Source organism: Gorillibacterium sp. CAU 1737 (assembly GCF_039888655.1).
In the GTDB taxonomy this organism is placed as follows: domain Bacteria; phylum Bacillota; class Bacilli; order Paenibacillales; family NBRC-103111; genus Gorillibacterium.
The window spans coordinates 571,438-590,466 of record NZ_JBDQQO010000002.1 but is presented as its reverse complement, the minus strand read 5'-3'; the positions used below and the strand labels follow the sequence as shown (position 1 = coordinate 590,466).

Genomic DNA, 19,029 nt, shown 5'->3' with positions numbered 1-19,029 from the left:
CTTATGGTCAATTGGATCTGGCTGTTCTTTCTGGTGACCGGCATTGTGGTCGCCGCTGTGCAGGGAAACATCGATGTCGTGACGAAAGCCGTTTTTGAAGGAGCGGAGACAGGGGTTACGGTCTCCCTCGGCCTCGTCAGTGTCCTTACCTTTTGGATGGGGATGATGCGCATTGCGGAGGAGGGCGGCCTGCTGCGTGTTTTGTCCAAGCTGCTCCGACCGGTCGTACGGTTTCTTTTTCCGAGTGTGCCAATCAACCATCCTGCGGCAGGCTACATCATGTCCAACATGAGTGCGAATCTTCTCGGTCTGGGGAATGCCGCAACGCCGATGGGCATCAAAGCCATGCAGGAGCTGCAGCAACTGAACCCGAATAAGGAGCGCGCCAGTCCGGCGATGTGCACGCTGCTCGCCTTGAATACCGCAAGCATCACGCTCATTCCGACGACGTTGATCGCCATCCGCTTGAATCTGCATTCCGGCAATCCGGCCGAAATCATTGGTACCACTCTGCTCGCAACGGCCGTTTCTACAGCGAGCGCTATCCTCGTGGATCGTTGGTACCGCAGACGGGAGGGCTGATCCATGTTTGCCGTTCTATCCGCTGTGTCCGCCTGGGCGATTCCGGTTCTTCTCGTGTTCATTCCGCTCTATTCCGCTTTCCGCAAAGTACCGGTCTATGAGTCCTTTGTGGAAGGAGCGAAGGATGGCTTCCAGACGGCGGTTTCGATTATCCCTTCGCTCGTTGGCATGATGGTGGCCATCAGCGTCTTTCGCGCCTCGGGTGCAATGGACATGCTGGTGGGTGCCATCAAACCCTTGCTCGACCTGGCCGGCATTCCGGGAGAAGTGCTTCCGCTAGCCATTCTTCGGCCGATTACGGGTGCGGGCTCTCTCGCGTTTACCACCGACCTGATGAAGCAATTCGGCCCTGATTCGCTCATTGGACGCATAGCATCGACGGTTCAGGGCAGCACTGATACGACCCTTTATGTGATCACAGTCTATTTTGGCGCAGTCGGGATTCGTAAGGCAGGATACGCCCTTAAGGTGGGGTTGATCAGCGATGCCATCGGCTTCCTTGCTTCCGTCGCGGTCTGTTACCTGGTTTTTGGCTAATGCTTACGCGTTGTTCCATGTTTTGCAGCAAAAGATAGCAATCCAGGATGATTGGGAAGGGTTTCCGAAAAGGAAGCCCTCTTTTGCTTGTGATTTTGCTTTCGACTGGGTATGATTACGAATGAGGTGAACCGACAATATGGAACGTTTGCAAAAGGTATTAGCGCAAGCCGGCATCGCATCGCGGCGAAAAAGCGAAGAAATGATCAGCTCGGGGCGGGTACAAGTTAACGGAACCGTCGTGAAGGAGCTTGGAGTTAAAGTAGACCCGGCAGCCGACGAGATTCTGGTCGACGGCAAGCCGATCAAAAATGAGCAAACGCTTTACTTGCTCCTGCACAAACCCAAGGGCGTTATCACGAGTGCCAAGGATACCAAGGGACGCAAGGTAGTGGCTGACTATCTTCCGGGAATCAAGGAGCGTGTCTACCCGGTAGGCCGACTGGATTATGATACAGAAGGGCTGCTGATCCTTACCAACGATGGAGAATTCGCGTATGTGATGACCCATCCGCGTTATCATGTCCCGCGCACCTATCGGGCAACGGTCAAGGGGACGCCGCATGGCAAGGTGCTGGAGCAGCTTGCGAAGGGCGTCAAGCTGGATGACGGCATGACTTCGCCTGCCATCGTGGACTACCACGACGTCAATCCCGAGAAGAATGAAACGGTGATTTCGATTACGATCTACGAGGGACGGAACCGTCAAGTCCGCCGGATGTTCGAAGCGGTGAAATATCCGGTTATTCGACTGAAGCGGGTCCAATTCGGACCGCTCCATCTGGGTGCTCTTCCGCGCGGGAAATTCCGTCACCTGACTCCCGGTGAGGTTGAGGAATTGCGCAAAGCGGCGATGGAAGCGGAGCAAACGTCGGCGCGTCCAGCCGATTCACAATCCGTTCAAAAAAAGAATTAACGAAATCGCCAAAATTCGCTATAATGAGGGAATGATTTGACTATTCCGTGACAGCAGGAAATCGGAAACGGTTTCCTTCTATAGCGTATTTGCAAACCAGAAGCGGTCCGGTTTGCAAACACGCTCTAGGAACGGCCTGGATAGAGCCCGGAAGCGGGAAGGTTTAGGAGGAGCGTTTTATGTCAGAGAATATCGAAAGCATATTGGTCGTCGATGACGAAGAGAGGATCCGTCGGCTCCTGCGCATGTATTTGGAAAAGGAAGGCTATCGAATCGATGAGGCCGAAGACGGCGAAACGGCGCTCCAAAAGGCGATCGATCAAGATTACGACCTCATTCTGCTCGATTTGATGCTTCCCGGCATCGACGGGCTGGAGGTGTGCGCCCGCTTGCGGCAGTTCAAGGCGACCCCGGTCATCATGCTGACGGCCAAGGGAGAAGAGTCGAATCGGGTGCAGGGCTTTGAAGCCGGTACAGACGATTATGTCGTCAAGCCCTTCAGCCCCCGCGAGGTCATCTATCGCGTCAAAGCGATCCTCCGCCGCTCCTCGGCAACGGCGTACCTGTCCAAGGGAGCGAACACCAGCAACAACATCGTGTTCCCGCATCTGCTCATCGAGAGCGACGCTCACCGCGTGACGGCAGGCGGGCATGAAATTGCTTTAACCCCCAAGGAGTATGAGTTGCTTCATTACCTGGCGATCTCGCCGGACAAGGTGTTCTCGCGCGAAGAACTGCTCAAGGATGTTTGGAATTATGAATTTTTTGGAGATCTTCGTACCGTTGATACGCATGTGAAGAGATTGCGCGAGAAGCTGAACAAGGTATCGCCGGACGCAGCCGCCATGATTACTACGGTTTGGGGAGTCGGGTACAAGCTGGAGGTACCGAAATAATGCTCCTCTTTCGGAGCGTTGTCGGCAAGCTCTGGATGACCATTATCACACTGGTGGCTGTGGTGCTGATCATCTTGGGCTTGTTTTTGTTTCGCTACATCGATACGAAATTCCCCGATCAATCGGGGGCGCTGCTGAATACAGCCGAGAAGCTCGCCGAGAGCTACCGCTCTCATGAGGGAGATCCCGGCTTCGTTCTCTCCGCGAATGAAATTTTGGCTGCGGAAGAGGCCGGCATGGTCGTGCTTCCGCTGGAGAAATCGAATGAGGGCCTGATGATGACGCTCGCAGGAGCGACGGTTAAGGCAGAGGATGTCTTTGGCGAGAGTGATCTGAATGCGATACGCAAAGGAGGGCGCCTCAAAGCCAGCTATACCCTTCCGGGTAAGGAGGACGCAAGCTTTCTGCTCGTCACCGCTCCGGCTATCGTGCAAAATGGAGATACGCTCACCCACAGCCTGGTGTTGTACCAATCCAAGAAAAACATCGAAAACCTTCAGCAGTATGTGAAGCGCATTTTTATCTATGTGTGCATCATGGGATTTCTGCTGACAACTTCGTTTGCGTTCTATCTCATCACCCAGATTACCCGACCGCTGCTTGAGCTGCGTAAGGCTGCTGAGTATATTCGCACCGGAGACCTTACCCAAAGGGTCGTTGTGCACTCGCGGGATGAGATCGGAGAGCTGGGCACCACCTTTAACCTCATGACCGATCAACTGGACCATACCATCCGTGATCTTCATTTGGAAAAGGGCAACCTGGGCAGCGTCCTGCGAAGCATGGCGGATGCCGTGATCTCGTTTGACCTGGAGGGAAGGATCATCTTTCTGAACCCGGGAGGCGAGAAGGTGCTGGCGGATTGGTCCCAATACCGGCTCTATGAGCAGGAAAAGGACAGCGATGCGCAAACGCCCCTCAACGTTATTCCGGACCCGCTGAAGCCGCTGTTCGATCAAGTGACGACGGAAACACGAGAGGTTGCCACGCGGCTTCATGTGGAGAAGGCGGTTTGGTCCGCCGCTATGGCGCCCTTGTATTCGGACGAGTCGATTCGCGGGGCTGTTGTTGTGCTCAGGGACGTTACGGAGGAATATCGAGCCGAGAAGATGAAGACCGACTTTGTCGCCAACGTCTCGCACGAGCTGCGCACTCCGTTATCCATGCTGCAGGGCTACAGCGAGGCACTCATTGACGATATCGTGGCCTCTCCGGAGGAGAGAAAGGAACTGGCCCGCATCATCTACGATGAGTCGCTGCGGATGGGGCGTCTCGTGCGGGACCTGCTGGATCTGTCGAGGCTCGAAACCGGGCATATGCGAATGCATTTCCGCGAGACCGGTGTGCATGAGCTTCTCTGCCGAATGCAAAAGAAATTTGCTGCCCTCGGACGAGAGAAGGGAGTCGAGCTTGCTCTGGAATGCGTCCCGAACGCCGAGATATGGATTCATGCGGACGAAGACCGGTTGGAGCAGATTCTCACCAACCTTCTCGACAACGCCATCCGGCATACGCCGGCAGGTGCCGTCATTACGCTGAGATCCTATCCAACGGTATGGAAAGGCCAGCCCGCCGTCACCATGGAGGTGGAGGATCAAGGGGAGGGCATTCCTGCTGATGATCTCCCTTACGTATTCGAACGGTTCTACAAAGCCGATAAAGCCAGGAAGAGAGGAGGGACCGGGGGGACCGGTCTCGGCCTGGCCATTGCGAAGAACATCGCTGAATTGCACCGCGGCTCCATTGAGGTGCGCAGCAAGCTCGGTACCGGTACGACGTTTACTCTGTTTCTGCCGTTATCGCCGCCCAAATGACGCCAATCGCCAAAAAACCGGAACTTCCTGAGGAAGTTCCGGTTTTTTTCTTGAAGTGGTGTAGCGAATGGATCATGATTTTGCCGCAATGACAGAGAGAATCTTGTTTGTCGTGGAACACTTTCGCCATTTGACGATTTAAAGCGTTAATTCTTTTACCTTCACGATCTCTTCCAGCTGCTCCAATTGAGCCTGGGCTTGGTGATCGGCGTGCTTGTCGATGGTTAACACCATGATGGCAGAGCCGCCCACTACCTTGCGGCCAACCTGCATGGAGGCGATGTTGACGTTGTTTTCTCCGAGCAGCGTCCCCACCTTGCCGATGATCCCGGGTTTATCCGTATGGGAGATCAGGAGGAGGGTCCCTTCAGGAGCGATGTCCACCGGGAAGTCGTTCACCTGCACGATGCGTTCTCCGTATTCGGCCAGCAGGGTTCCGGCCAGCGTCAAGTCTCCGGCTTTCGTCTTCAGCGTGACGGTAACGAGGTTCTTGTAGTTTGCTGCTGTCGCTGTCTTCTGGACAAGGACATTCACCCCGCGCGATTTGGCCAAATGCGTAGCGTTGACGAGGTTGACCTCGCTGCCCAAGTGAGCGGAGAGCACACCCATGATGACATAACGTGTAAGCGGGTTGGTGTCCAGGTCCATCAGCTCGCCCGAGTAGCTGACGATGATGTCCGAGACCGGCGCTTCCGCCATCCGTGCCACGAACAGGCCCAGCTTCTCGCCAAGCTTGAAGAAAGGCTGCAGCTTATTCAGTACCACAGCCGGTACCGGGGGCATGTTGACCGCATTCTTGTACGGCTGATCGCGCATGATGTTCAGCACTTCCTCCGAGACGTCGATCGCCACGTTCTCTTGGGCTTCAACGGTCGAAGCGCCGAGGTGAGGCGTGACGATGATGTTCGGATGCTGGGTGAAGGGATGATCCGCCGGAAGCGGCTCCTGCAAGAAGACGTCGAAGGCGGCTCCTGCCACGATACCTTCTTCGACTGCTGCGACAAGGGCTTCCTCATTGATGATGCCCCCGCGTGCACAGTTGACGATGCGCACACCCTTTTTCATTCTAGCAAATTGCGGACGATCGAGCAGATTCCTCGTATCGTTCGTAAGCGGAGTATGGACCGTTATGAAGTCGGCCTGCTCGACGATATCATCGACGCTGGCAAAGACCACGCCCAGCTTCTCTGCGCGCTCCTCCGTAAGGAAAGGGTCATAGCCGAGCACCTTCATGCCGAAGACTTTCGCTCTCTTGGCAACCTCGCTGCCAATGCGGCCCATGCCGATGACACCAAGCGTCTTGCCGCGAAGCTCCACGCCGACGAACGTCTTGCGGTCCCATTCGCCGCCAATCGTTTTCTTGTATGCCTGCGGAATCATCCGCGCCGTCGCCATCATCATGGCGAAGGACAGCTCCGCCGTAGCGATGGTGTTTCCGTCGGGAGCATTCACGACGACGATCCCTTTTTTGGTGGCCGCTTCGAGATCGATGTTGTCTACCCCGACCCCGGCACGACCGATCGCCTTGAGGCGGTGGGCGGCTTCCAGGATCTTCGCGGTTACCTTCGTCTGGCTGCGGACGAGAAGAGCATCGTAATTCCCGATGATTTCGACGAGCTCATCTTCCTTCAGTCCTGTGATTTTGTCGACTTGCACGTCCTCTGCATCGTGAAGCTGTTGAATCCCCATGTCGCTGATCGGATCCGATACCAATACTTTGTACATCCTTGTTACCCCTCTCCTCAATGGAAATGATCAGTCATGCCAAAAAAGCTCCCGTCCTCACACGGATATCCGTATGAAGGGACGAGAGCTTATACTTCGCGGTGCCACCCTTGGTTCGCTGGTTCGCTCGCGCAAAACAGCCTCATGGTCTGAGACAGACCCGGATTCGTAACGGTGCCCTACACCGGCGAGGCCTACTATCGTTCAGCTCCGCAACTCAGGATTGCTCTGCGTTCTTCCCCTCGCCGGTTCGCACCAACCACCGGTTCTCTGAGAGGGTCCAGACGCTTCCTTCCGTCATCGTTCTTGTTCGTCTATGATCTTTTCATACTTTATCACGTCAACGTATGAGTGTCAATATTCATTTCCGAATTAAAATCCTTAATCACGGTGAATAATCGCATTTATTTACAAAAGGGACGAACAATTGTCGAACAATATCGAATAATGTTCGTTTTCGAGGTATCAAAAAGCTCTCCATGAAGGAGAGCCTGGGTTAAACAGCATCAATTAAAGAAAGGAATAAGCGGCATCGTTTCGTTGGGATAACGCTTGGCCTTCAATCGAGAAAAGTCGCCTTCTCTCACGGCGTCTGTTGCGAGAAGCACATCCACAGCATCCTGAACCGATTTGAGCTTCAGCTTGTCTCTTTGCCCGGTTGCGATGAGTGCATCGATTTGCGCCGTAAGGTCTTGTGGGGCATAATTGGAGAAGAGCGGGGCTTCCGTAGCCGTGCGCGCCAGGTACATGTTCTTCTGGTTCAGCTTCAGCAACTCCCAATTCTTCAGGCTCAGATCTTTTTCCTTGAGGAGCTCTGCATTCTTCGTACCATCCGGTGCTTTATTATTCCATTGAAGGATGGCAGCAAAGTATTCTTCCTGAGCTTGCAAAGCGAAGCGCATTGCCTCCTTCAGGCCTGCACTCTTGTTCAAAGCAGCAGCCAGTTTGGAGCCGTCGAGCGTCTTGGCATCCGCTTCGAACTTGGCGAGCTCTTGGTCAAACAGCTTCATGCTCTTCAAGAGGTGGTTATGAGCATCTACCAGTAAAGGAGAGTGCTCTGGCATCGTGCCTTCGTGAATGCGATCGAAGGAGCTGGTGGCCTGCTTGCGGATCTCCTGCACAAGCGAGCTGGTTTCCTTTCCGCTGTCAGCCGTTTCGAGCGTATTTGTATTTTCAAACCAGACCTTTCGGAAATCTTCATAGGGAAGGTAAGCAAGATGGTAATAAGAGGAGAGACTTGCTTGGTCATAGGCTCCCGTTTGGTTGAGCGGATCGCTTCTTTCGGCGAGCAGGGTCTTGTACTTGGCTTCCACTTTATCGGTTCCGGTCAAAAATCCATAGAGGAACGCGACAGCGATACAAACCATAAAAAAGACGAGGGCCAAGGCGACGAAGTATTCGGATCGTGACTTTTTCAAGGCAAACACCTACTGTTTTTTCTTCCAGTATAGGGGAACGAGGAGAAAAAGGGAATACATCTTTCGACATGCCTGGAAGGATGCTTATGAAAAAATGGAACTTTCGTAATGTAAAAGTAAAGAAAGTGTCGATCGACGACCTGGACGACCGGCTGCTTCTCCTAAATCTGGGAATCACCCAGTTTCTAACGGTGCTGATCGGGATCATTCTTCTTGTGGTGCAGGAGCAAAACCTACGAGGTCTCTTTCCGATAAAGCTACCCGATATGGTGCTTTGGGGAGGGGGTCTTGCGCTCCTTGTCATGGCTGCCGATTTCCTCGTGGCGCGCGTGGCGGATGAGGAGGTTTCGGATGATGGCGGAATTAATGAGATGCTGTTCGGGAAGCGAAAGATCTGGGAGATTGCGGGAATCAGTCTGGTGGTCGCCCTTTGCGAGGAGATTCTCTTCCGCGGAGGAATTCAGTTCTGGCTAGGTCCGTATTGGACGAGCATCTTGTTTGCCGCTATTCATGTCCGCTATCTTCGGCATTGGCTCATGACCGGGTTGGTGTTTTCCATCAGCTACGGCCTTGGCTGGGTGTATCTCCATACCGGGACGCTGTGGACGCCGGTCATCGCCCATTTTCTTGTGGATTTTGTCATGGGCTGCCTCATTCGCTATCGGAGCAATAAGCTGGATGACGAAGAAGAGGAAGAAGCCTAAGCAGCAAAAAAAGCCCAATGAACTCAGCACGATAAACGAGAGTTTGAACAAATTCTCATTTATGCGGTACAGGGTTCATGGGCTTATTTATTTGGCAAAAATGCTTACGGTGATTCCGGCGTCAGCGTTTGAATTCGGTTCGGGTCGAGGAAGGAGTAGCCTTTTTCCTCCAACTGAGTAAGCAGGCTGTCCAGCGCTTCGCTGGTCCAGGGCAGCTCGTGCATCAAGATGTTCGAGCCCGAATGAAGCTGGTCCATCACATTCTGGATGACGGCCTTCGGTTTGTCTGTGGTTCCTTTGGGAAGAGCCCAATCGAGAGAGCCATTGGACCAGTTCATGCGGAGAATGCCCTGTTTCTTCAACTTTTCCCTTAAGTACTCATTGGAGAGGCCGTTCGGCGGGCGCATGAATTTCGGTGCGCTTCCCGTCAACTCCTCAATCTGCTTTTGTACGGTATCGATCTGATAATCGATGGAGGCGTTGTCTTCTTTATTCAAATGAATGTGATCGTAGGAATGATTGCCGATGATCTGGCCGCGCTCGTGAATGAGCTTGAGCAGCTCGGGGTTCTCCTTGATTCGATATCCATTGACGAAGAAGATGGCCTTGGCCTGATGCTTATCCAGCGTGTCCAGGATGGGCAGCAATGTCTCTTCCGCCTTCGGTCCATCGTCGAAGGTGAGCAGGATGACCTTGCGATCACCGCCCTCGGCAATCGGCACGACGTCGTAGTTGGCGTTCACCTGATAGTCCGCCTTCACTTCTGGTGATGGACTGGGTGAGGGGCTGGCCGTAGGGACAACGGTGGGAACGATGGATGGCGATGGCGAAGCGGATGCAGGCGCTGAAGGAGCAACTGAAGCCGTCGGGGCAACACCGCTTGGGCTTTGAGAGGCTGACTTCGCCCCGCATGCAGACAGGGCAAGCGAGAGGGCGGCAGCCGTACTGAGAACAGCGAATGCTTTTTTCATGGAGATCTCACCTTTTGCTTGGAGTAAAGAAGAATAAGGACAATGGAGCTTATGAACTCGTTTAGTATAGCATACTTCTTTTGAAGCTCTGGTTGAATTTACAGAAATGGGAAGGAAGACCTGAACGAAAGAATGGGTTTCCTAAATTTCACTTGCATAGGTCATTCCTTCCGGTTAAACCCTATCCCTGTATTACCTTACCCTATACGAGGAGGATGCAACATGCGAATGAGCGGGTTTATCGCCGGAGCAATCGTAGGAGCGTTCGCAACCCGGTATGTCATGCGGGGAGGAAAGTTCTCCTGGCTTACCCCGAATATGGCGTGGATCGGCGGCGGAACGGCAAGCAAGGCGGCAGCCGATAAGGGCATAAGCGGCGGAGCGGTTCGGTACAAGGAGCAGGGGGAAGCAGGGCTGGGCAAGGTGAGCGAGCTTCTCAATCAAGATCCTGAAGTGAAAGCTCAGGTCAATGAAATTCTGCGAAAGAATAGCGAAAAATCCGCTGAGCTTCACTGATTGCGGACCCGACTCCCGGAAATAACACAATTCCCCTTCCATCGGAATTGTGTTATTTTTCCGTTCGGCGTGTAATAAGGATAAACAAGGTTTCAGCCCGGGATGGACGGACTCTCGTGATCGTTTTCCAAACCCGAGGGCGTCATGATATAATAGAGAAAGCAGAATACATGGCTTGGCTTAAGCGGAACACCTTTGTGCTCAGGCATCATATTCTGTTAGCAAGTGTTCGTTCGGCATAGAGCCTGTTTGCAGACACGCTTTCCCCCAATAGCTTGATGGAAAAGGAGGATCCTGTATGAAAATTGAACGACTCGGTACCGATAAAATTAGGATTTTCCTTACGTTCGACGATTTGACGGAGCGTGGTATCAAGAAGGACGACATGTGGCGCGAAGTTCCTAAGGTTCATGAACTGTTCAGCGAAATGATGGAGCAAGCATACTCCGAGGTCGGTTTTGATGCCAGCGGTCCTCTTGCGGTGGAAGTGTTCGCTCTTCCGGCTCAAGGAATGGTCGTCATCGTGACGCGCAGCCGGAACGCAGAACCGGACGAAGACCGTTTTGAGGACGAAGACGGGTACGAGATGGAAGTAACGCTGGAGCACAGCGACATCATCGCGTACGCATTCCGTGATCTTGAGGATTTAATTCGAATGGCCAAGGTGATTCAGCCCCATGCGGGGAATGATGGCACCTTATATTCCTATAAAGATCGTTGGGTTCTGTTGTTCGATACGCCGGAAGTGGATGAGGATGAACCGAAGATTCAAGCCCTTATCGCCATTTTATCCGAATATGGAGAGGCCACTTCCGTCACACAGGCCGTTCTTGACGAGTACGGCAAGAAGGTAATCGAGCGGGACGCCGTCAACGTGCTTTGCACCCATTTCGGGTGAGAAGGCCGAGAAATCCGCGAACAAAGTCTTCAGCCCCCTTAAGGGGAAGGCTGGAGGCTTTTTTTTGTAGGAGCCCCGGATTCCGATCATGAGGGCGGTTCATCCGGGAAAACGTAAGATTCCAGCGGATTCCGGGGGGAAACCGGCTTTTTGCCAGCGGAAAGGAATAGCACCTGCCCGGTTTCCACGTTATAATAGAAGTATTTTAAACGGATGAGGTTGAGTGAATGGTTTTTTCCATCATTGCCGCCGCGGCGGCTCCCGGCTGCGCGCTGCTAGCGTACTTGTACCTGAGAGACCGCTACGATCCGGAGCCGATTCATCTGGTCGCCCGCATGTTTCTATGCGGTGCGCTCATTGTTTTTCCCCTTATGGTGCTTCAGCGAGCTTTCGTGCTGGGCTTCGGGGAGAACTCCTTCCTGTTCTCGTTCGTCTATTCCTCCGGCATGGAGGAGGCGGCCAAATGGCTGATCCTCTATGTGTTCATCTACAAGCATGTGGCGTTTGACGAACCCTATGACGGCATCGTCTATGCCGCGGCTGTTTCACTCGGCTTTGCGACGGTAGAGAACATCATCTATGCGTTGGTCAACTATTCCTCCTTTGGACAGATTGTCATGAGGGCGCTCTTGCCCGTATCCGGCCACGCGCTGTTCGCCGTCTTCATGGGCTATTACTTCGGCAAGGCCAAGTTCGAGCCGCAGGCATTTCGCAACCCGCTCGCGCTCTCGTTCCTTCTGCCGGTCTTTTATCACGGGGTGTTCGACTACATTTTGACCGATTACGATTCGCGTTGGGTGTGGCTGATCGGCCCGTTCATGCTCTTCCTGTGGGGGCGCTCGCTGTGGAAGATCAAGAACGCGGTTTCCGCCTCTCCCTTGAGGCTCGCCTTGGAGGAGGAGTATAAACTCCCTGTATGACGGAGATACTGGCTCGTGACAGCTTTCTTTGGAGGGAACGCAATGTCTTCACGGGTGAAGGTGCGGATTCGCTGCCGCCAGTGCGGCGAGAACTTTGTGTTAAAGGGGATTCGGTCGAAGGGCCGAATCGATACCGGCTTCAAGCGCTGTCTCTGCGACAACGACCGGGAGCTGGATGTGGAGGAGCTGGAATAAGGAGCATCGCCTTTTCTCGGGGCGGGCTCCTTTTTTCGTTGGCGGGTTGCTACCGATTTTGGCTTCATTTGCATAAAGGATCGCGAGGCGAAGAACTCTAATCGGGAGGATGAATCCCAGCACGGAAGGAGCAAGAAACCATGTACAAAACCGTAAGCGGAATCGTCATGCCCATCGCCGTCCTAGCCGCCATCGGCCTCGGGGTTTGGGGGTACCAGGTCAACGCGGAGAAGAACGCCATCCTGATCAAAGCCGAGAACCAGTACCAACGGTCCTTTCATGACCTGTCTCACAATGTAGGCCAGCTGCAGGAGGAATTGGGCGGCATGGTGGCGGTCAATCCGACCAAGCAAGCCTATTATCGGCGGGAGATGATCAACGTCTGGAGAATGACCAACCAGGCGAAGACAAGCATCACCCAACTGCCGCTGACGATGCTCCCCTTCGACAAAACCCAGGAGCTCTTGCATCGGCTGTCCAAATTTGCCTACCAGACCTCCATTCGCGACCTGGAAGCCAAGCCTCTGACGGCGGACGAGAAGAAAACCTTGACGTCCCTCTACGAGTGCACGAAGGAGATCGGCAAGGAGCTGAGCACGGTACAGACGCGGATCTTGTCCAACAACCTTCGATGGATGGACGTCGAGGCGGCGCTCGCCAGCCAGAAGGAGAACCAGGATAACGTCATCATCGACGGCTTCAAGACGCTCAACAAAAAGGCGGAAGGATACAGCGATTTGGACTTCGGGGCTTCCGTCATGGAGGCGAGCACGCGTCAGGATCTGAACAAGCTTCCCGGAAAAGAGCTGAGTGCAGAAGAAATCCGCAAGAAAGCGCAGCACTTCCTCGGCCTGTCTGATCCGAATGCGCTCAAGATCACGGAGAATGGATCCGGTACCGAATTTAACACGTATACGGCAACGTACCCGCTGAACAACAAGGAAGACTTGACGCTCGATTTTTCGAAAAAAGGCGGCCATCTGATCCAGTTCATGCGGCCCAGGAGCATTGGAGAGAAGGTCCTCGATGCAAAAGGGGCTGTGGAAGCCGCTAAGGATTTCTTGCAGGAGCATGGCTTCGCAGACATGGCGCTGATTAACTACGATGAGTACCAACGAACGGCGGCCCTCACCTTTGCTCATGAACAAAAGGGTGTGCTGGTCTACCCCGAATCGATCATGGTCAATGTAGCACTGGATGACGGTGAGGTCACAGACATGCGAGCGGCGGATTTCCATCTGGCTTACAAGGAAAGAACCTTCCCGGCCCCGAAGCTTACGGAAAAGGAAGCACGTAAGGAATTGAACCCGAAGTTTCAGGTGCTGTCCACTCGGAAAGCTTTAATTGAAGGAGAGCTTGGGGAAACCGTTCACTGCTATGAATTTTACGGAAAAATAAACGGCCAGCTCTACAAGATTTTTGTCAACAGCGGGACAGGCTACGAGGAGAAGATCGAGAACCTGCATGACGGCTCAGGCGCTCAAGCCAACCTCACCTGATCTCTAAAGTTTCGGATATTCAGCGGAAGCAACCTCATGGTATAATCTTCTCGGTTATGGCCGAAGGCGGCCGTTGTTGTTTTTACGGGGGGTGTCAGAGGGTTGCTTCCAAGCATTAATCAGCTTCTTTACATGCAGATCAATTCCATCGACGAAGCAGAAGCGAATCAGGAGTACAAGGCGAGAATCGCAGATATGGGAGACCGCCATCTGGCGATCGAAATCCCGATGAATGAGAAGACGGGCCGATTGAAGCGCCTCGTTCACGGGGATGAGCTGTCCGCTTATTTTGTGACCGGCGACGGATTTAAGCATTACTTCACAACCTCTGTCATCGGGTTCTCGGAGGACGGCATTCGGCTTGTCCATCTGCGAAAACCGGAGCAGGAGGAGATCACGAAAGTCCAACGTCGAAGCTTTCTGCGCATCGCCGCCGACCTCGAGCTGTCCGTGAAGCTGCCTAACGGCCGTTACTTCGTCACGCGGACCGACGATGTGGGAGGCGGAGGCGTGTCGTTCCTTTCAGACAAGGACAGCTTGTTTCAGCCGGACCAAGAGCTCAGCTGCTGGCTTCTTGTGCCGCAGCGCGGCAAGATCGAGCATGTCAAATTTTCCGGTGAGGTCATTCGCGAGCAAGTGACGGAAACTCGCCGCATCTGCATGCTTCGCTTCAAAACCATCACCGATATGGACCGCCAGAAGGTCATTCGGTTCTGCTTCGAACGGCAGATCGAGTCGAGAAAGCAATAGCGAGAAGGGGCGTCAGGCAACCTGCCATCCGGCTTTACAGCGACGGCCTGCTTTTGGTATACTTTCTGTTGTCGGCAGGCAAGCGCCTGCTTTTTTCGTCGAGGGAACGCCATCTCTCGAGCGTGCGAGCGGGACAACCTGCCGCATGGAACATGCATACGGCACGCAGGCCGGCAACGAACGGTCCAAGCGGCCGATTGGGGGCTTTTCACCTTGAATCGATTCAACATTGCTCTCGACGGACCGGCAGGTGCAGGGAAGAGCACGGTGGCGCGCATGGTCGCAAGCGCTTTAGGATTCGTATATGTCGACACGGGCGCGATGTACCGCGCCGTCACCTGGAAAATCCTGAAGCTGGGCATCCGTCCGGAGGACTTTGCCGAGGTGGCGAGAGCCACTCGGGAAATGGACATTCGGCTGGCCCGATCCGAGCAAGGACAGCGGGTCTATGTCGATGGAGATGAAGTGACCGACTTCATCCGTTCCGCTGAAATCAACGGTTCGGTATCCGTGATCGCGCAAAATCCCGATGTTCGGGAATTGCTGGTGGACAAGCAGAAGGCGCTCGCCGATAACAAAGGCGTTGTCATGGATGGCCGAGACATCGGAACACGGGTCCTGCCCGACGCCGAGGTCAAGGTGTTTCTGACGGCAAGCGCTAGACGCCGCGCGGAGCGGCGGCTGGCGGAGATGCCGGATGCGGACCAAACCGTCGAAGAGATGGAAGCGCAGATTTCCCAGCGCGACCGTATCGATTCGATGCGCGAAGTCTCTCCGCTGCGACAAGCGGAAGACGCGATCCTGCTCGATACGACGGAGATGGAGCTGGCGGAGGTTGTGGAAGCCGTTCTTGCTCTATGCCGATCTTATGTGTAGCGGAGGAACCGCCCATGTTTTATGAATTTGCGCGAGGATTGACAAGAGCGTACTACAAAAGCCTTTATCGGCTCGAAGCGAAGGGCCGGGAGAATATTCCGGCTGCAGGGCCCGTGATTCTGTGTGCCAATCACACCAGCAATCACGACCCGTTGGTCTTGGCGATTCCATTGAAGCGCCAGGTCAACTTCATGGCGAAGGCAGAGCTGTTCGGCGTTCCGCTGCTCGGACCGATCATCAAGAGGCTGGGCGCTTTTCCCGTCAAGCGGGGGGGCGTCAGCAAGGAATCGATCAAGCACTCCATTGAGCTGCTACGATCCGGGAAAGTGATCACCATCTTTCCCGAAGGGTCCCGCTCCAATGCCGGAGGAGCCGGGAAGAAGGGGGCCGCCATGCTGGCGCTTCGCTCGCAGGCAACGGTTATCCCCGCCGCCATTATCGGCAGCTATCGACCATTTCGCAAAATGACAGTCATTTACGGAGAACCCGTCGACCTCAAGGAATCCGAGGAAGCCGGCTCCGACCAGCTCGAAGTCGCGACCGAGAAAATTATGGCCGCCATTCGAAAAATGGTTACAACCCATGAAAAGCTGGGTAAAAATTGATTGAAGTGAATGGAAATGGTATCTTAGATCTATACTACTTATACATTATGTTTATTTTACCCATTTCGTAGCTGTTGGGTTGTTAAACGTTAGGAGGTTATCGGGAATGACGGAAGAAAACAATGTGCAAGGGAACTCTACACCTGAAACGGGAGTAAACCCGGAGAACGTACCTGCTGCCACCGGTGAAGAAACCGTAGCGGTGGAGGCAAATGCGGCAGCGCAAGCCGCTTCTTCGGAAGTGGAAGACGCTTACGGCGTTGCGGTGCTCAAAAAAGGAACGGTTGTCCGCGGCAAGATCGTAAAGGTGGACGACGACCAAGCATTTGTCGATATCGGTTACAAGTATGACGGCATTATTCCGATTCGCGAGCTGTCCTCGGTCCAACTGGGAAGCGCTCAGGATGCGGTCGAAGTCGGCCAAGAGGTCGAATTGAAGGTGGTTTCGCTGAACGACGAGAAGGAGAAGCTGGTTCTCTCCAAACGCGCCGTAGACAGCGAAAACGCATGGGGAGATCTTCAAGCGAAGCTCGACTCCAAAGAAGTCATCGAAGCCAAGGTTGTCGATGTCGTGAAGGGCGGACTTGTGGTTGACGTTGGCCTGCGCGGCTTCATCCCGGCTTCCATGGTGGAGCGTCACTTCGTGGAAGATTTCAGCGATTACAAGGGTCGTGATCTCCGCCTGCGCGTCAAGGAGCTGGACCGCGAGAAGAACAAAGTCATCCTGTCTCAAAAGGACGTTCTGGATGAAGAATACGAAGCCAAGAAGCAAGATGTTTTGGCTGGAATCAACATTGGGCAAGAGATCGACGGAACGGTTCAACGCCTTACCCCGTTCGGCGTATTCGTCGACATCGGTGGTGTAGACGGACTGGTCCACATCTCCGAGCTCGCTTGGAACCATGTAGAGCATCCTTCTGAAGTGGTGAAGGAAGGCGATCAAGTTCGCGTGAAGGTTCTGAAGGTAGATCCGGCGAACGAACGCATCAGCCTCTCCATCAAGGCCGCTCAACCGGGTCCGTGGCAGCGCGTCAAGGAAGAGCTTCAAATCGGTGCGATCGTTACCGGTACGGTGAAGCGCCTGGCCAGCTTCGGTGCATTCGTCGAAGTTCTGCCGGGAGTGGAAGGCCTTGTGCACATCTCCCAAATCGCTCATCGTCACATCGGTACCCCGCATGAAGTATTGAAGGAAGGCGAGCAAGTGAGCGTGAAGATTCTGGACATCAACCCGGATGAAAAACGCGTGAGCCTGTCCATCAAGGAAACCGAAGAAGCTCCGGCGCAAGCTCCTCGTCCAGAACGCGGCGAACGCCGTGCTCCGAAGGAAACGATCTCTGAAGAGTACAACCAAGCGCTGAACCTGACGCTGGGCGAACGCTTCGGCGACAAGCTGAGCAAATTTAAATGATTGCACCGATATAACCTTTAGCGGAGGTAGGGATAATGCGCCCATCGCGCAAGATGGAACACATCCGCTTCGCTCTGGAGCAAGGAACAGCGGGAACGAACGGCCTTCGGGACGTTCTGCCTCTGCCCTCCAATCTTCCGGAGCTGGCGCTTGATTCCGTTTCCCTCGCTACTTCTTTCGGCGAACTCACCTTGAGTTCGCCGATTGTCGTTAATGCGATGACAGGGGGAGCGGAGGAGACAGAACGCATCAATCGCAAGCTGGCAGAAGCCGCTGCCGCTTGCGGACTGGCGATGGCGGTGGGATCACAGATGGCTGCGCTTCGCGACTCGCGCGTGGAAGAAAGCTATCGGGTGGTACGCCGCACTCATCCCCACGGAGTGTTGTTTGCCAATTTGGGCTCGGAAGCCTCTGTCGATCAAGCGAAACGCGCGGTGGACATGCTGGAAGCGAATGCTCTGCAGATTCACTTGAACGTCATGCAGGAGCTCGTTATGCCGGAAGGCGATCGTGATTTCCGCGGAGCGCGCTCCCGGATTGAAGCCATCGTAAAGAGCCTGGATGTACCGGTCATTGTGAAAGAAGTCGGCTTCGGCATGACGGCCGATACGGCCCGCCAGCTTGCCGAGCTAGGCGTTGCGCTGGTGGATGTGGGCGGGCGAGGCGGTACGGATTTTGCCAACATCGAGAACGCCCGACGGCCGGAGCCGCTTGAGTGGCTGACCGGCTGGGGCTTGCCTACCGCTGTATCGCTGCTGGAGACGGTGCCGTGCTATCCTTCCGGTCACGTCATGGCGAGCGGCGGTCTGCAGCACAGCCTGGACATCGTGGCCGCACTCGTGCTGGGGGCGTCCGCTGCCGGGATGGCAGGCAAGCTTTTACGCGTTCTGCAGGATGAGGAGACAGCAGGGTTGATCTCGTTTCTGAAGAAAACGGAGGAGGGCGTTCGTCTTCTGATGACGGCCCTTGGTGCTTCGACGATCCCTGAGCTTTGGAAGGTGTCGGCTGTCATTAGCGGCAGAACGGCCGACTGGTGTCGGGAACGCGGCATTGATACAACCGCGTATGCGCAGCGAGTCCGATAAAACGGACATACTATCCCATATCTGCTTCATTCGATCAGGGAGAGCCATAACTGGTCAAGAGCGGATGGAGGGAGGCTGCAATGCACGCAGGCTACTTGGGCTATGTGTATCTGATTGCCACCCTGATTTTGTTCACAACCGGGTGGGAGGGGGTGCTGGCCGGCGGGATACGCGCCAGAGAGGTCTGGCGGTTTGCCGCGGTGACAGCGCTTTTCTCATTTTCACACCTCACATTTCCCGGGCTCACGGTTCGGGGAACGGTCATCCCGCTCGCCCTCTTCCTCATCTTAAGCATCAAGCGGCTTAGCAGCGGACTCGAAAGAGCCGTCGTGGTCGGGTCAGGAATCCTTCTTGCGGGTGCCGGCCATTTGACAGGTGAGTGGGCAACCGCCCAGCCCGCTCTGATCCTGACCACGCCCGAGATTGACTTCGCCCTCTTGCTCGCGTTGGTGCTCGGGCTTGGGCTCCGTGATCCCCGCTACCAGCTCCCTGTGATGACATTGGCTCTCCTGCTGCTTGACCTGATCAACATCGCCGAATTACCGGGGTATGCGGAGCGGGAGTGGGCGGGACGAGCCTTTTGGGACGAATGGTGGCTGACGCTGTGGACGGCTCGCTTCTTCTCGGTCATCGTCATTTTGCATATTGGGATCTGGCGAATTCTGAGGGGCAAGTGGAAGCCGTATGGCGGGATCAGGAAAGAGCCTTAGGCCG

At 54.6% G+C, this 19,029-nt stretch carries 20 protein-coding genes; 17 read left to right on the top strand and 3 right to left on the bottom strand.

Annotated elements, in window-relative coordinates:
* Window positions 1-3 precede the first annotated feature (3 nt).
* From AAFN83_RS07270 to AAFN83_RS07250, 5 genes are all read left to right on the top strand, one after another.
* Window positions 4-582 carry a nucleoside recognition domain-containing protein gene (locus tag AAFN83_RS07270; RefSeq protein ID WP_347768210.1) on the top strand — a complete coding sequence of 193 codons (579 nt, stop codon included), beginning with the start codon at window positions 4-6 and terminating at the stop codon, window positions 580-582.
* 3 nt (window positions 583-585) lie between these two features.
* Entirely contained in the window at window positions 586-1,119 is a 534-nt protein-coding gene (locus tag AAFN83_RS07265) for a spore maturation protein (protein ID WP_347768208.1), read from the top strand.
* A gap of 139 nt (window positions 1,120-1,258) precedes the next feature.
* Window positions 1,259-2,035, top strand: a complete 777-nt coding sequence (locus AAFN83_RS07260) for a pseudouridine synthase (protein ID WP_347768207.1) — start codon at window positions 1,259-1,261, stop codon at window positions 2,033-2,035.
* A 179-nt stretch (window positions 2,036-2,214) separates the two neighbouring features.
* Window positions 2,215-2,931: a response regulator transcription factor gene (locus AAFN83_RS07255; protein WP_347768205.1), complete on the top strand. Its 717-nt coding sequence runs from the start codon at window positions 2,215-2,217 to the stop codon at window positions 2,929-2,931.
* Entirely contained in the window at window positions 2,931-4,745 is a 1,815-nt protein-coding gene (locus tag AAFN83_RS07250) for an ATP-binding protein (protein ID WP_347768203.1), read from the top strand. Before AAFN83_RS07255 ends, AAFN83_RS07250 begins: the two co-directional genes overlap by 1 nt.
* A 138-nt stretch (window positions 4,746-4,883) precedes the next feature.
* Here AAFN83_RS07250 and serA read toward each other — a convergent pair whose 3' ends face one another.
* Complete coding sequence (serA, locus tag AAFN83_RS07245) at window positions 4,884-6,470, bottom strand: phosphoglycerate dehydrogenase (protein ID WP_347768202.1); 1,587 nt, start codon at window positions 6,468-6,470, stop codon at window positions 4,884-4,886.
* Between the two features lie 506 nt (window positions 6,471-6,976).
* Window positions 6,977-7,888, bottom strand: a complete 912-nt coding sequence (locus AAFN83_RS07240; protein WP_347768200.1) for a hypothetical protein — start codon at window positions 7,886-7,888, stop codon at window positions 6,977-6,979.
* Between the two features lie 86 nt (window positions 7,889-7,974).
* On the opposite strand from AAFN83_RS07240, the gene AAFN83_RS07235 reads away from it, so the two are divergent.
* Entirely contained in the window at window positions 7,975-8,592 is a 618-nt protein-coding gene (locus AAFN83_RS07235) for a CPBP family intramembrane glutamic endopeptidase (protein WP_347768199.1), read from the top strand.
* A gap of 104 nt (window positions 8,593-8,696) precedes the next feature.
* Here the strand turns inward: AAFN83_RS07235 and AAFN83_RS07230 are convergent, their stop codons facing one another.
* Window positions 8,697-9,563 (bottom strand): polysaccharide deacetylase family protein, encoded by an 867-nt coding sequence (locus AAFN83_RS07230; RefSeq protein WP_347768197.1) that lies wholly within the window; start codon window positions 9,561-9,563, stop codon window positions 8,697-8,699.
* A gap of 222 nt (window positions 9,564-9,785) precedes the next feature.
* Between AAFN83_RS07230 and AAFN83_RS07225 the strand changes: the two genes are divergently transcribed.
* The 11 genes from AAFN83_RS07225 (at window position 9,786) to AAFN83_RS07175 (ending at window position 19,025) form a co-directional block, all read left to right on the top strand.
* Complete coding sequence (locus AAFN83_RS07225; protein ID WP_347768195.1) at window positions 9,786-10,079, top strand: hypothetical protein; 294 nt, start codon at window positions 9,786-9,788, stop codon at window positions 10,077-10,079.
* A 298-nt stretch (window positions 10,080-10,377) separates the two neighbouring features.
* The gene (locus AAFN83_RS07220) at window positions 10,378-10,977 is read left to right on the top strand and encodes a genetic competence negative regulator (protein ID WP_347768193.1); all 600 of its coding nucleotides are present in this window, start codon (window positions 10,378-10,380) and stop codon (window positions 10,975-10,977) included.
* A gap of 227 nt (window positions 10,978-11,204) precedes the next feature.
* The gene (gene prsW, locus AAFN83_RS07215) at window positions 11,205-11,897 is read left to right on the top strand and encodes a glutamic-type intramembrane protease PrsW (protein ID WP_347768192.1); all 693 of its coding nucleotides are present in this window, start codon (window positions 11,205-11,207) and stop codon (window positions 11,895-11,897) included.
* A 42-nt stretch (window positions 11,898-11,939) separates the two neighbouring features.
* Window positions 11,940-12,092 carry a hypothetical protein gene (locus tag AAFN83_RS07210; RefSeq protein WP_347768191.1) on the top strand — a complete coding sequence of 51 codons (153 nt, stop codon included), beginning with the start codon at window positions 11,940-11,942 and terminating at the stop codon, window positions 12,090-12,092.
* A gap of 140 nt (window positions 12,093-12,232) precedes the next feature.
* Window positions 12,233-13,591: a germination protein YpeB gene (gene ypeB / locus AAFN83_RS07205; RefSeq protein WP_347768189.1), complete on the top strand. Its 1,359-nt coding sequence runs from the start codon at window positions 12,233-12,235 to the stop codon at window positions 13,589-13,591.
* Between the two features lie 102 nt (window positions 13,592-13,693).
* A complete protein-coding gene (locus tag AAFN83_RS07200; protein WP_347768187.1) occupies window positions 13,694-14,341 on the top strand; it encodes a flagellar brake protein in 648 nt (215 codons plus the stop codon).
* A 213-nt stretch (window positions 14,342-14,554) separates the two neighbouring features.
* Window positions 14,555-15,217, top strand: a complete 663-nt coding sequence (cmk, locus tag AAFN83_RS07195) for a (d)CMP kinase (protein WP_347768186.1) — start codon at window positions 14,555-14,557, stop codon at window positions 15,215-15,217.
* A 14-nt stretch (window positions 15,218-15,231) separates the two neighbouring features.
* The gene (locus tag AAFN83_RS07190) at window positions 15,232-15,822 is read left to right on the top strand and encodes a lysophospholipid acyltransferase family protein (protein ID WP_347768184.1); all 591 of its coding nucleotides are present in this window, start codon (window positions 15,232-15,234) and stop codon (window positions 15,820-15,822) included.
* 106 nt (window positions 15,823-15,928) lie between these two features.
* Complete coding sequence (rpsA, locus tag AAFN83_RS07185) at window positions 15,929-17,230, top strand: 30S ribosomal protein S1 (protein WP_347768182.1); 1,302 nt, start codon at window positions 15,929-15,931, stop codon at window positions 17,228-17,230.
* A 35-nt stretch (window positions 17,231-17,265) separates the two neighbouring features.
* On the top strand, window positions 17,266-18,315 hold the full coding sequence (fni, locus tag AAFN83_RS07180; RefSeq protein WP_347768180.1) for a type 2 isopentenyl-diphosphate Delta-isomerase: 1,050 nt from the start codon (window positions 17,266-17,268) through the stop codon (window positions 18,313-18,315).
* A gap of 80 nt (window positions 18,316-18,395) precedes the next feature.
* Window positions 18,396-19,025, top strand: a complete 630-nt coding sequence (locus tag AAFN83_RS07175; protein ID WP_347768179.1) for a hypothetical protein — start codon at window positions 18,396-18,398, stop codon at window positions 19,023-19,025.
* The last annotated feature ends 4 nt before the right edge of the window (window positions 19,026-19,029 follow it).